Here is a 13,355-nt window from a genome sequence, read left to right as displayed (position 1 = left end):
ATCGCCCGCTACGATGCCAGAATCTGAAATCGAAACCGAGTCTGAAACGCTGCCTCCGGCCGACTTTCAATTGCACCAGCCATTCTTGCCGGGTGGTGACCAGCCCAAAGCGATCGAGCAATTGACTCGAAATTTCTTGGCCGGCCGCAAAGAACAAGTCCTGCTGGGCGCGACCGGTACGGGCAAGACTTTCACGATGGCCAACGTGATCGCCAACGTCCGCCGCCCCGCACTGGTGTTGAGTCACAATAAGACGCTGGCCGCTCAGTTGTACGGCGAATTCAAAGAGTTCTTTCCTGCCAACGCCGTCCATTATTTCGTCAGCTACTACGACTACTATCAACCCGAAGCCTACATTCCTCAGCGGGATGTTTACATCGAAAAAGACTCTTCGATCAACGAAGAGATCGACCGACTGCGGTTGGCTACGACCCGTTCATTGGTCTCTCGCCGCGACGTCGTGATTGTTGCGTCGGTCAGCAGTATTTATGGACTCGGTTCGCCGAAAGAATACAAGGCACAAATCGTCTCGCTTCAGCGCGGTGAGAAGACTCGGCGTGATCACTTGTTGTTGAAGTTCGTTGACATTCTTTACGACCGCAACGACATCAACTTTGAACGCGGCAAGTTTCGCGTTCGTGGTGACTCCATCGAATTGTGGCCCAGCTATGAAGAGTTCGCTTTTCGGATCGAAATGTGGGGCGACGAGATTGAACAAATTTCGATGATCAAACCAGTCTCGGGCGAGACGATCAAAACGCTTGATCATCTTTACATCTACCCGGCGCGTCACTTTGTGATGCCAGAGAGTCGTATCCAGGCAGCGATTCGAAGCATCAAAGAAGAGCTCGCTCAACAATTGGAAACATTCCAGAGCCAGGGGAAATTGCTTGAGGCCCAGCGGTTGTCGGCGCGGACTCGTTTCGATCTGGAAATGATGGCCGAAGTCGGTCATTGTCCAGGGATCGAGAACTACAGCCGAGTGTTGTCGGGCAAACCGCCCGGCGCGACACCGGATACGTTGTACGATTTTTTTCCTGATGACTTCATCACCTTTGTCGACGAGTCGCACGTGACCGTGTCGCAGGTTCGGGCGATGTACGCAGGCGATCGCAGTCGTAAAGAGACGCTTGTTTCGCACGGGTTTCGTCTGCCCAGCGCGCTAGACAACCGGCCGCTGAAATTCGACGAGTGGGAGAACCGTACGGGACAGATTTGTTTCGTCAGCGCGACGCCCGCCGACTATGAACTTGAACGTACCGGCGGCGAAGTGGTCGAACAGATCATCCGTCCGACTGGCTTGCTGGATCCGATAGTCGAAGTGGTTTCGGCCCGCGGCCAAGTGAATCATTTGCTTGACGAGATTCGAAAACGAGCGGCGGTCGATGAACGTGTGTTGGTGACGGCGCTGACCAAACGGTTGGCCGAAGACTTGGCCACGTTCTTTCAAGAACAGAACGTCAGGTGTCGTTGGCTTCACAGCGAACTCGACGCGTTTGAACGCGTAGAGTTGTTGCAGGACTTACGCGGTGGTGCCTTTGATTGCTTGGTCGGTGTGAACTTGCTTCGGGAAGGCTTGGACTTGCCGGAGGTTTCGCTGGTGGCGATTTTGGATGCCGACAAAGAAGGCTTCCTGCGCAGCGAGACCAGTTTAATTCAAACGATCGGCCGGGCTGCTCGGAACGCAAACTCGCGAGTCATCTTGTACGCTGACAAGGTGACCAATTCGATGAAGATGGCGTTAGACGAAACGGAACGCCGCCGCGCGGTTCAGCAGGCCTACAACGAAAAGCATGGAATCACACCAACGACGGTTCGCAAGAACATTCGAAAAGGTATCGAAGCCGATGCAGCCAAGCGGCGCGAAAACGTCGCAGCGGCCAAGGCCGAATCCGACGGCGTCTACATCACGCTGGAATACGTCGAAGCCCTTGAACAGGAAATGTTGCTGGCGGCGGAAGAACTGGAATTCGAACGAGCCGCCAGTTTGCGAGACCGCGTTTTGCAGCTGAAAGACAACATCGGCAAACCGCTAAGCGAAATCGAAAACGCAAAACCAGCTGGGGGAGGAAAAGGCGGTCGGCAAAGAAAAGGCCGCAAGGGAGTTCGTGCCGGAAGCAAAACTCGACGGCCTAAAGAATAGCTCGCTAGCCACGGACCCATTTCATCCACGCGTCAACAAACGCCGTCGGCGTGGCGCCAAATGATTGTTGAAACGCTCGATCAAACGATGCACCTTCGCTGAGGAATTTGAGGCAGCGGTCGAAGTTGCGTCGGTGCGTTCGGTCCAGCAGGCTGGTGGCAATCGCGGCGCCGATGCGGTCCGACTGTTCGGGAGTCAGTTTCCCGGTTAGGAATTTTTTGGCATCGCCCATCGCAGCGATGGCTTGCGAAATCTCCGATTCAATTTTTTGTCTCTCGGCCCGGTCAAGGCCCTTTGTGCGACTTGCGGTTGCCGTCGCGACGCCTTCGGCCAACCATCGTGGCACGTCGCCACCGCGAGTCGCTACCGCCAATCCAGTTAGCGGCGAAAGCAAGCGTGTTGCGATCACCTCTTCATCATCACGGTCCGTCGCAACCATCGAAACGTAGGCATCGATGCCGTCGAATTTCCAGTGGCTCGACCAATCACTAGGCACGCTACGGGCTTCAACCATCTTGGCAAATTCGCTGTAGTCGTAGCGCCGAGGCAACACAAAAATGGTGGCGCGGCCATGATAAAAGCCTTCGCCTTTGTCACCGGATACAACCGACTTGACCATCTTCATTTGATCTTCGGCTGCCTTGGCGACAACTTCTAGAGTGGCTTCCGAAGCGGTACCGACTAAATAGAAATGCTCGGTCGTCTTTTCTGCTACTGGCGCGCCCGAGGCATTGGCGAGCTTAAAACTATCGGCGGCCATTTCGCGGCGCCGTTCGCTGAGTTCTTCGTTGGAGGCTGATGCCGCCCAGGCAAGTTCACTCATCACGGATAACGGTTGGTTTTCGCTGGCACCGTCGAGTGTTGCACCTTCGTCGATCCATTTTGAAATCAGCTGAATCTTTTCTTCTGACAGCGCCGGACGGCCACCGGCCGGCATGCGGTCGCCTTCCATGCCGCGAATTTTCTTGACGATTAAACTTGCTGCACTCTTGCCAGGCTCAACGACTGCACCACTGTCACCGCCGCGAAACAAACCGGCAAAGTTTGTCATGTTCAAACCACCCCGAGTCTGCATGGCATCGATGTGACATCCTTTGCAGTTTTCAACCAAGATGGGCGCGATGTCGCCAGCAAAGCTAACGGTTTCATTGCCGGTCGCCCGACGTACTTCCGGGCGAGCCCCGTTTGCGGTCATCGCCGGTGCCGGGCCTGCACCGCCGGTGATGGAAGCTGCCGGATCAGTGCCGTCAAACTTGGCACCGGTCATGATCCAAGCCTTTAGCGTCGCCAATTCGTCGGGTGAGACTTTGCCGCCACCGCGTGGCATGTCGCCAGTTTCAATCGTTTCAATCAAGCGGCTGCCAATCGTATCGCCAGCGAAGATAACGACTCCTTCGGGCGGCCCTTTCATCAGCGCCGCGAACGTCGCCAAACTGAACCCGCCCTTGGATCCGTTGATGTGACACCCGCCACAGCGATTGGACAGAATCGGAGCCACCGTCTTCGTAAAGCTGATGGCGTTGGGGGCGGACGTTGGAGCTGCCGCTGGGTCAGATTTGGGAACGACCTTGGGATCGAGATCAAAAATTCTCGGGGTCGCAGGCTCTGGCGCGGCCATCTCGGCTGATTCCATTGGTTGTTCTTGTTTCGGTGCCGCGGTCGGAGCGTCGGGAACTTGGAACGGAGGCAGTGAAACACCCTCGAATTGCAGCATCGTGTGCGCCTTGCTGATTCGCCGCATTGCTGGCAAAAGCAGTTCGTAGACTTCCGGCGATCCGTCGACGCTGGCCGCTTGAACCTGTTTGATCGCCTCGCGAATGCTCTGGCCGGCCGATTCGTAGTCGCCTGCGGCGAATTGGGTTCCCGCTTGTTGCACCGCTGAGTTGGCCGATTGGATCGCTTTGCGTTGGCCCAGGCTAATGCCCGCTGCATCAACGACAGACGACGCTGAGACCCAAGCGACAGCCACCAACCCCAATACCTGAATCAGTCCACGCATCAACAATCACCATCCAAATCAGACCCAAAGAACCGCTGACATTCGCAAAAGAGAACGCCAGAGCACAGTATAAAGTACCCGTCGCAGATCTTGGACGCCGAAAACACGGTGTTTCAGCGAAGAACAAGCCTCCTCGCGCGATTGTGCCGCACGCAGGGACTCGTTTTGCGAGATGAGGCCTGATCAGGTGCTGTCAGGACACGCTATTTTTTGAAAATGGCCTGCGCGGCTAGCAATGTGTTGTGCAGCAGCATCGCAATCGTCAGCGGGCCGACGCCGCCAGGTACTGGCGTGATCGCGGACGCTTTTTTGGCTGCTTCGTCAAAATTCACGTCGCCCACCAACTTGTAGCCGCCCGCACCGTCGGCGACTCGGTTGATACCCACGTCGATCACCACGGCACCGTCCGAAATCATGTCGCCGCCAATCATTTCCGGCACACCAACCGCCGCCACCAAAACGTCTGCTGACCGACAAATCTCAGCTAAGTTTGCTGTCCGGCTGTGAGCGATCGTGACCGTGGCGTTGGCGACTTTCGGGCCACAGGAACCATCACGCTGGGCCAACATCATTGCCATCGGCTTGCCGACAATGTCGCTGCGCCCGACCACGACAACATGTTTGCCGGCGACGGACAGGTTCTCGCGATGCAGCAATTGGACGATTCCGTGGGGCGTGCAAGGCAGAAAACGTGGGCGTCCTTGCATCAGAAGTCCCACATTGACGGGCGAAAATGCGTCAACGTCCTTGCGTGGGTCGACCGCATCGAGAACCAGTCGTTCGTCAAATCCTTTGCCGCCGTTGCCATCCTTGGGTAACGGCAATTGCACCAAAATCCCGTGAACGGCGGGGTCGGCGTTCAGGTTTCGGACCACGTCGAGCAGTTCCTGCTCGGTCGTTTCGACTGGCAAACGCAGGGTTCGGCCGTCGATGCCAGCCTTTTCACAGGCCCGTGATTTATTTCGGACGTAAACCTGGCTGGCAGGGTCTTCGCCAACTAAAACGGCGGTCAAGCAGGGTGTCGGACCACCCGACTGGACGAATTCCTTGACCTTGACCCCCACTTCCTCTCGGATCTCTGCCGCGATCTTTTTGCCGTCCAACAGTGTCGCTGTCATTTGGATTTACCTGGTTTTGCGTCCGAGTTGATCGCCATAGTGATAAAGGGCGGCGACCGGTATAGTTACGAGAGAGGCGAGATTTGCGGGAGTTATACCGCGAGATGGCGGTTTTCCCGCTCTGCCGTTTACGAATAAGAAATCACACAGGATTTGTGTCTCGATGTCTACCGACACACCAAAATTAAGCCCCGTTGAAAAGATCAAGACTGCCAGCCACTACTTGAAAGGCACGATTGGTGAAGAAGTCGCCGATCCGGTTGACCATTTCAACAAAGACAATTTGCAGTTGCTGAAGTTCCACGGATCCTACCAGCAGGACGACCGAGATTCGCGCGGCGCCGCGAAGAAAGAGGGGGGCGGTAAATCGTACAGCATGATGCTGCGACTGCGGATTCCCGGTGGGCGAATCACGTCAGATCAGTTCTTGTCGATGCTGGACGCTTGCGAAGAGCTCGGCAATTCGACGATGAAAATCACGACTCGCCAAACGATTCAGTTGCACGGCATCCTGAAAGACAATCTGCAGCCGACGATCAAACGCATCAATGATCTGGCGCTGTCAACGCTAGCGGCCTGCGGCGACGTGAACCGAAACATCATGTGCTGCCCTGCCAAGCGGACTGGCAATGTGCATTCCCAAATCGAAGCGTTGACCGACGAACTGACCACGGCGATGGCGCCTCAAACGAGTGCCTATCACGAGCTTTGGTTGACGGATCCTGAAACGGGCGAAAAGACACTCGAGGGCGGCGGTACGGCGCCAGTCGTTCACGGCCGAGTCAGTGGTGACGAAGTCGAACCGCTTTATGGATCGACGTATCTGCCACGTAAGTTCAAGATGGGGATTGGCTTCCCCGACGATAATTGTGTCGACCTGTACACCCAGGACATCGGCTTGCTCGCCATCGTCCGCGACGACAACGTGATTGGTTACAACGTGTTGGTCGGTGGCGGCATGGGGACGACCCCATCGGCCGCAAAGACTTTCCCGGCGCTGGCCAAGCGAATGGCCTTTGCGACGCCTGAGCAAGTCGTCGGTGTTTGCCAGTGTGTCTTGCAAGTTCAACGCGACAACGGGAACCGAGCGGATCGAAAAGTTGCGCGGCTGAAGTACTTGATCGCTGACTGGGGTGTCGAAAAGTTCCGCAGCGAAGTCGAAAAGTACTACGGCGAAAAACTGGCCGATTGCACGCCTGATGACGTTCATGAAGTGGATGATCACATGGGGTGGCAACCCCAGGGTGATGGCAAGTGGTCGTATGGTTTGAACATCGAAAACGGTCGCCTGTACGACAATGATGATCAGCAATTGAAGGCGGGGCTGCGAGCAGTTTGTCGCGAATTCAAAACTGAAATTCGGATGACCGGCCACCAAAGCGTGATCTTCACTGACATCGAAGAAGCGGACAAAGCCAAGCTGATCAGTTTGATCAAGCAAAGCCACATGCCAACGACCGAAGAAACCAGCACGGTGCGTCGTTGGTCGATGTCGTGCGTGGCACTGCCGACGTGCGGTTTGGCGATCACGGAAAGCGAACGACGTCTGCCCAGCATCATCGATGGACTGGAAGCCCCGCTTGCAAAGTTGGGTTTGGCGAAAGAACGGTTCACGATTCGGATGACGGGTTGCCCCAACGGTTGTGCTCGCCCCTACAACGCCGATATTGCCTTGGTTGGAAAAGCCAAAGACAAATACACCGTTTTCACGGGCGGCGGATGGTTGGGCAATCGGTTGGCAGTCGTCTACAAAGACTTAGTGCCTGACGACATCGTCATTGACGAACTGATCGCCATCTTCGCCGCGTTCAAAGTGAACCGTGAGGGCACCGAATCGCTCGGCGATTTTTGCAGCCGTGTCGGACCAGAAGACTTGGCCGTGTTGGCCGCCGCAGCACCGAAACCTTAGTGCTCGGCGTCAGCCTAGTTTTCACGTAACGAAACTCGTCAAGAGTTTCGGGCTGCATGCGAAACCGCCGAAAGTCTTGGCGACGTTCTTGACGAACTCAGTCCCAGCAAAGCTTCTCTGCGTCGAAAATTGGCCCTTCGACGCACGTTCGTTTGTAGTCCCAATCGCCGTCATCTTGGCGGACTTTGGCGACGCACGAAAAACAGATTCCGATACCGCAGGCCATCGGTGTTTCCATGCTGACTTGGCAATCGACGCCGGCCGCTTCACACGCCTCGGCCACTTTCTGCATCATGATTTCAGGGCCGCAGGTGACCACGCGGATTCGTGTCCCCGCCTGGATTTTCGATAGTCGTTCGGCCAAAACATCCGGCACCAATCGCTTCTCGCCGATCGAGCCATCGTCGGTGCACAAAGTGACATCGAAACCCGCGGCTTTGAAATCGTCAACGCCGGCCAACAGGCTAGCTCGCCTAGCACCGTAGATCAGTTCTACTTTTTCGGCCCAACCGGACGCACGATCACAGCCGAACGATCGCGTGCCGAGCGCTTCTTGGCCGAGCAACAGCATGGGCGTTTGCCCAATGCCGCCGACCGCCATGATCAAGTGGTCGCATTGGCGGTTGGAGAATCCGTTGCCGAGCGGTCCCCACACCGTGACTTCGGTACCGACCTGGCAGTTCGCCAGCGCCGTCGTTAACACGCCTTTTTTAAGGTAAACCAAGTCGATGCACCGGAGCGATCCGTCGTCGTCGGCGACGACATCGTAGACCGCCAGGGCGCGTCCGATCAGTGGAGAATTGAGCCCCTTGATTCGGATCATCACAAATTGACCGGGGGCAACTTGCGCTGCGATCTCGGGTGCGGCGATGCGGACGCGGTAGGTTCCTTCGCCGATCAGTTCATTCAGTTCAATCGCGCCGTCGACTTGTTTCATCGAATCGGCGTAATACTCGGCGTGTAGTTTCGACATGATTAGCGTTTCTTGGTGCGTCGTTGGTTGGTCCGTCCTTTGCCCGGTCTCCCCTTCGTCGGCTTGCCTCTGCCGCCGGCGGATCGCGAATCGGTTCCGCCTGCGGCTTCTTTACGCTGTGCGCCTGTGGGTCTGGCTTTGACGACGTGTTCTTTTAATTTTGATCGGTCGACCAGTGGCTTCGAGTCACCACCAATAATCGCACCCGATCCCGATGGTTTGATCGGCGTGTTCAGCGGCGCAGCCGACTTGGTTGCAGGCCCCGCTTTCTTGCCAGTCGACTTGCCGGCCGATCTGACTGTCGTTTTGCCGCCAGACTTTGCATTCGAACCGGTAAATTTCTTGGTCGCGCCACCAAACTTTGTGGACGCTTTCTTTTTGGTTGAACGTCCCGGGCCGGCGGTCTTTTTCTTGGTGTGTCGTGGGGTCGGCGTGTTCTCGGCGGCCTCGATGGTCGCCCACAGCTTGTCGATTTCTTCTCGCCGCAAAACTCGGTAAGCGCCCGGTGGAATGTCGCCCAGTTTCAGCGGCCCAACCGCGATGCGGCGCAATTGTTGGACCTTGTGGCCAAGTCGGGCCAGGATCCGGCGAATCTCGCGGTTCTTGCCTTCGCTTAGCGTGATTTCCAGTTCGGTTGATCGAGCCTTTGCTTTCAACAGCTTGGCACCGTCAACTTTGACAAACCCTTCGGCGATGTAGATGCCTTCCCGCATCTTCTTCATCGTTTCGTTTTCGACTTTGCCGGCCACTACGACGCGATAGATTTTCTTGACACCGATACTGGGGTGAGTCAGCTTTTGTGCCAGCTCGCCATCGTTGGTCAATACGATCAGCCCTTCGCTACTAAGGTCGAGCCGGCCGACTGGAAAAACACGTTCGTCCGGCGGGACCAGGTCAACGACACGCGGCCGTCCCTGTGGATCGCGGTTGGTAGTGACCACACCGACGGGCTTGTTGACCGCGTAGTAGACGACTTTTTGCTTTCGCAAAGGTTGACCATCGACCAAGATTTTTTGGACGCTAGCGTCCACAGTTGTGCCCAATTTGTCGACGACAACGCCATCGACGTGGACGCGTCCATCCTCGATCAATTCCTCGCACTGACGCCGGGAACCAAAGCCCGCGCCAGCCAAAACGCGTTGCAGCCGCAGTGACGAGGACTCTTCCGTGGAATTGGCGGGGCGTTTTTGAGCGGTTTTGCGAGGCATGTTGGTCTTGGAGTTGGAAGGGACGTCAACGTCCCAACCTACCAAAACCGAACCTGATTCCGTAGTGGCTCAGTCGTCAAGTGGACGAACTTTCCCCGTGAATGACGACGATCGTCGCGAACTTACACGTCAGAGCCGTGATCTCGAAACGGTCATTTCAAGACGTCATTTCGAGACAGTCCAGACGAGGCAGGCTATCGGCCGAGCCAAGGCATCGCGTCGGGAACCAGGCGATTTCGTACGGCTTCGGGCAGCGGTTGCTGGTAATCCGGCGGACGTGACGCCATGTCATCGGGGGCGATACCGCTTTGAGGGAACGGATCGTGAGCGATCGCGTTGGCCTGTTGCTGGTTCATCGAACCAGGCGGTGCGAGGAAGTTATTGCCTCGGCATCCCCCGATCGCGGCGACAAAAATCGCGGACAGGACGAGTCCAAGTAGGGGGGCGAATCGGCAACAAGACATGGCGAGACTTTCAGCGGAATCGAATCGGCGAGACAAAGTGCCCGGCAACGGTCGTAAAACGTGCCCAGGCACGCGGATCCTACGAAGCTTTTCCGGTCGATGTTAAGAGCGATCTGGGCAAAGCCAACGATGCGGACGAGGCCGGCACAGTGGTTGATTCGGTATCCGGCGCGAAAGTGGACGAGACATCCGATCAAAACGACGCCAAATCAGCCAAAGCTCGTTGGGATTGTTCGCATCAATCCGGCAAATGCGATGACATCACGGCCGTGCCGGCGGCTTGGACCGCGACGTTGCAAGAACCAATTGCCGCTGGCAGCATCACTGTAGCGCCCGCATCGAGCTTCATCGATTGGCCTGCCACCGAAAGGGTTACGGTGCCGCGTGGAACCGTCAGGATGTGAAACTTCCCGTCGCCGCCAACTTTTGCCGTGCCTTCTTCCATCACTTGCATCACGAACTTGTCGCACTCGACCATCGTTTGCCAGCCCGCAACGCCTTCCTCGCATCGACGCGGGGCAACTGGCCCCGACACGTAATCGGTCACCGATAGGCTCTGGTCGACATGCAGTGGACGGCTGTTCCCCCGTTCGTCGACTCGGTTCCAGTCAAACAGTCGAAATGTGGTATCGCTGGACTGCTGGATTTCGGCGATCAACAATCCCGCGCCCAACGCGTGAATCGTGCCAGCCGGAATGAAGACGACGTCGCCGATCGAGGGATTGAACGAATGCAAAGCCTGTTCCGTCTGTCCGGCTGCGATTGCTTCACGCAGCATTTGCTGGTCGACGCCCTGTTTCAGCCCCGCATAGATCAGGCTGCCCGGATCCGCCGCGACCACAAACCAGGCTTCGGTTTTGCCAAGGTCCGGTTTGGGCATTTTCAGAGCATAGGCATCGTCGGGATGCACCTGAACCGATAGGACTCGGTTGCAATCCAAGTATTTTAAAAGCAGCGGAAATGGGCCATCGGGCACGTGTTTTCCAAGCAGCCATTTGCGGTGGTTTGCAATCACGCTGGCCAGTGTTTGGCCGGCAAGCTCGCCGTTTGCAACGATGCTTTGGTCGTCGCCATGGTCGACCACTTCCCACGATTCAGCATAGTTTGATTCGTCGCCGATGGGTTTGCCCAGCTGCTGGCCGAGACGTCGGCCACCCCAAATGGTTTGCTTTAGGACAGGTCGAAAACTGAGCGGATAAGGTTGCATTGCAATGATTTTGTCGGTGACAACACTAAATTTGAGACGTTCCGGTCACTGGCGGCGCGGGCGATCTCGCCGCTGGCTGTTACACTAAGGAAACGCGGGTTTGTGGCAAGGTTAGCTTGCCGCCAGCGTGAAGGTGTCGAAGTTTTCGCTTCGATAACATCCCCCCTGACCATTTTTACTGCCGGAAATACGTTCTGGCCCAAGTGAGACACGATTCGTGGACCGATTGGCTCGCCCCAAAGACGACCTGTTTGATAACTCAACGATGACCTTCGGGGAACACCTCGATGAGCTTCGCCAATGCTTGGTGAAAGCCATCATGTGGTTGGTGATCGGCATGATGGGCGGTCTGTTTTTCGCCGACAGCGTGATTTTATTCATTCAGCGGCCACTGGAGAGCGCGATTCGCGAATTTCAGGCTGACCGCGATCTGTATCAAATGGGCTACGACCCCAAATCGGAGGAAGTCAAGCCGCTGCAGGCGTTCTTGTCGGGCGGCTCGCTGATCGCCGAAGTCGTTTACGATGTGCCCGAGGAATATCAGAAATTAACGATGGACTCGTTGCGAGTTTCGTCGTCGTTGCCGACTGACACGAACGGCGAACCAGCCGGAGCTTCCCAGACGGAGGCTCAGGTCACGATCGAGCCTAGTGAGCTGGCGGACATCTTGGGATCGTTACCTGATCCCAATCAACTGAAACCACGGATTCAGTTTCGTCAAAATAAGACCGGCCTTAGCTCTCTGAAGGTCGAAGAGCCGTTCATGATCTGGGTCAAGGCTGGCTTGATCGTCGGCGCCGTTTTTGCCTCGCCGATGATCTTCTATCACATCTGGGCATTTGTCGCCGCAGGCATGCACGACCATGAACGACGGTACGTCTATGTCTACCTTCCGATCAGCGTGATCTTGTTTGTTGCGGGCGTCGTGTTGGCGTTCTTTCTAGTGCTGCACTACGTGCTCGCGTTCTTGCTGGCGTTCAACGGTTCGATGGACGTCGCGATCGAACCGCGGCTTTCGTACTACGTCAATTTCGTGCTGATGTTGCCGCTTGGGTTCGGCATCGCATTCCAGTTGCCGCTCGTGATGCTGTTCTTGCAACGAATCGGGATTCTAGAAACGCAAGCTTTCATCGACAGTTGGAAAGTCGCAGTACTGGTGATCTTTGTGATCTCGATGGTCGTGACACCAGCCGACGTGACCAGCATGGTGGCGCTTGCGATTCCGCTAACGTTTCTGTATTTGCTAGGCATTCTGATGTGCATGTTTATCCCCCGAGGCCGAGGTTTAGGCAGCGACGCCTACGATCCGGCCTAAAGAGGTCAAACACGAAAGTCATCATGCCATTTCGTACTTCATTTGAGATGGCATTGGTTCTGCGGGGCGTGGCATTGGGACCCGTCCTCGTTGCCGGTGTTTCCATGGGTGACGAGGATTGGACGCTGGTGTAACCATCCGTCCAATCATCGCCGTCGCGGCAGTTCGAACTGCTTGGACATGCCAAGCCGATCGCTTCCCCGATCCACAATGTCTTTCGGTTCGCGGTCGACGACCAGCGACGCATCGCCTTCATCCGCAACGAATCCGGTGAAGACAAAACGGACATGGCTATGGTGTCGATGGGCGGACTGTGACTACACATGTGTTTGATGCATCGGGGCAGTTCATGCACCAGTGTGTGCTAGGTCCGGATCAGTTTCGCGGCGAAATTTGCTGGCCCGCCATTTCGATCAGCGACGAGGGCACGGTCTCGCTCTCCGTTAGCGGTCCAGAGTATACGGCTCGCTTGTTCCGATTCGATGCAAATGGCAAGCCAATTTGTCAATTTTCATTCGATGTGGATTCGGATGAAGTGTTCCCCCAACCGGGAACCGATCGCGTTGTCGCAGTGACGTACGAAGAAATCCACTTGCTGGATCGTCATGGGAAATTGATTCGCAAAATCGAACACCGTCCGGATGGACAGTGGGTGGTCTATCCGCAAAACCTCACCTTCGCCAAGGACGGTTCGTTTGCGGTCATCTCGGATCGCACCGTTTGCATTTTCTCAAGTGATGCCACGCCGATCAACCATTTTGATCTGCCGCCACCGGTGACACATTGCTCGAAAATTGCAATCAACAAAGACCGTGTGGTGGCGGTCAGTGATCGTGATCTGACCATCCAGGATCGAACCGGAAAATTGATTCAGTGCACCAAGCTTGGCGTAGATCGGAAGGACGCGCATCCCTGTTTTTCTGTGGATGAATCGGAACTGTTGTTGATCCCTCGTGCAGGAACGCAAGTGACTCGGTACGCGATACCTTGAATCACTCCCCTGCCCTTCACTCATTTGG

10 protein-coding genes are annotated in these 13,355 nt (G+C 56.1%); 4 read left to right on the top strand and 6 right to left on the bottom strand.

From position 1 onward, the window contains the following. Positions 1-13: 13 nt before the first annotated feature. The gene (gene uvrB, locus Poly59_RS11735; protein ID WP_146534205.1) at positions 14-2,143 is read left to right on the top strand and encodes an excinuclease ABC subunit UvrB; all 2,130 of its coding nucleotides are present in this window, start codon (positions 14-16) and stop codon (positions 2,141-2,143) included. Between the two features lie 4 nt (positions 2,144-2,147). On the opposite strand, the gene Poly59_RS11730 is transcribed toward uvrB, so the two are convergent. Then, positions 2,148-4,142 (bottom strand): c-type cytochrome domain-containing protein, encoded by a 1,995-nt coding sequence (locus tag Poly59_RS11730; protein WP_146534204.1) that lies wholly within the window; start codon positions 4,140-4,142, stop codon positions 2,148-2,150. Between the two features lie 203 nt (positions 4,143-4,345). Continuing rightward, positions 4,346-5,260 carry a bifunctional methylenetetrahydrofolate dehydrogenase/methenyltetrahydrofolate cyclohydrolase FolD gene (gene folD, locus Poly59_RS11725; protein WP_146534203.1) on the bottom strand — a complete coding sequence of 305 codons (915 nt, stop codon included), beginning with the start codon at positions 5,258-5,260 and terminating at the stop codon, positions 4,346-4,348. Between the two features lie 163 nt (positions 5,261-5,423). Here folD and Poly59_RS11720 point away from each other — a divergent pair, with 163 nt between their 5' ends. Then, the gene (locus Poly59_RS11720) at positions 5,424-7,169 is read left to right on the top strand and encodes an NADPH-dependent assimilatory sulfite reductase hemoprotein subunit (protein ID WP_146534202.1); all 1,746 of its coding nucleotides are present in this window, start codon (positions 5,424-5,426) and stop codon (positions 7,167-7,169) included. 97 nt (positions 7,170-7,266) lie between these two features. Here the strand turns inward: Poly59_RS11720 and Poly59_RS11715 are convergent, their stop codons facing one another. From Poly59_RS11715 to Poly59_RS11700, 4 genes are all read right to left on the bottom strand, one after another. Continuing rightward, on the bottom strand, positions 7,267-8,142 hold the full coding sequence (locus Poly59_RS11715; RefSeq protein WP_146534201.1) for a dihydroorotate dehydrogenase electron transfer subunit: 876 nt from the start codon (positions 8,140-8,142) through the stop codon (positions 7,267-7,269). 2 nt (positions 8,143-8,144) lie between these two features. Continuing rightward, complete coding sequence (locus Poly59_RS11710) at positions 8,145-9,350, bottom strand: pseudouridine synthase (protein WP_146534200.1); 1,206 nt, start codon at positions 9,348-9,350, stop codon at positions 8,145-8,147. Between the two features lie 194 nt (positions 9,351-9,544). Next, the gene (locus tag Poly59_RS11705) at positions 9,545-9,814 is read right to left on the bottom strand and encodes a membrane or secreted protein (protein ID WP_246151565.1); all 270 of its coding nucleotides are present in this window, start codon (positions 9,812-9,814) and stop codon (positions 9,545-9,547) included. A gap of 238 nt (positions 9,815-10,052) precedes the next feature. Continuing rightward, positions 10,053-11,021 (bottom strand): type I phosphomannose isomerase catalytic subunit, encoded by a 969-nt coding sequence (locus tag Poly59_RS11700; protein WP_146534199.1) that lies wholly within the window; start codon positions 11,019-11,021, stop codon positions 10,053-10,055. Positions 11,022-11,238: 217 nt separating this feature from the next. Here Poly59_RS11700 and tatC point away from each other — a divergent pair, with 217 nt between their 5' ends. Continuing rightward, positions 11,239-12,336: a twin-arginine translocase subunit TatC gene (gene tatC / locus Poly59_RS11695; protein ID WP_146534198.1), complete on the top strand. Its 1,098-nt coding sequence runs from the start codon at positions 11,239-11,241 to the stop codon at positions 12,334-12,336. Positions 12,337-12,649: 313 nt separating this feature from the next. Next, the gene (locus tag Poly59_RS11690) at positions 12,650-13,327 is read left to right on the top strand and encodes an NHL repeat-containing protein (protein ID WP_146534197.1); all 678 of its coding nucleotides are present in this window, start codon (positions 12,650-12,652) and stop codon (positions 13,325-13,327) included. The last annotated feature ends 28 nt before the right edge of the window (positions 13,328-13,355 follow it).

The organism is Rubripirellula reticaptiva, assembly GCF_007860175.1.
Lineage (GTDB): Bacteria > Planctomycetota > Planctomycetia > Pirellulales > Pirellulaceae > Rubripirellula > Rubripirellula reticaptiva.
The sequence above is the reverse complement of the archived record's forward strand: the minus strand, read 5'-3'. Positions and strand labels throughout refer to the sequence as shown.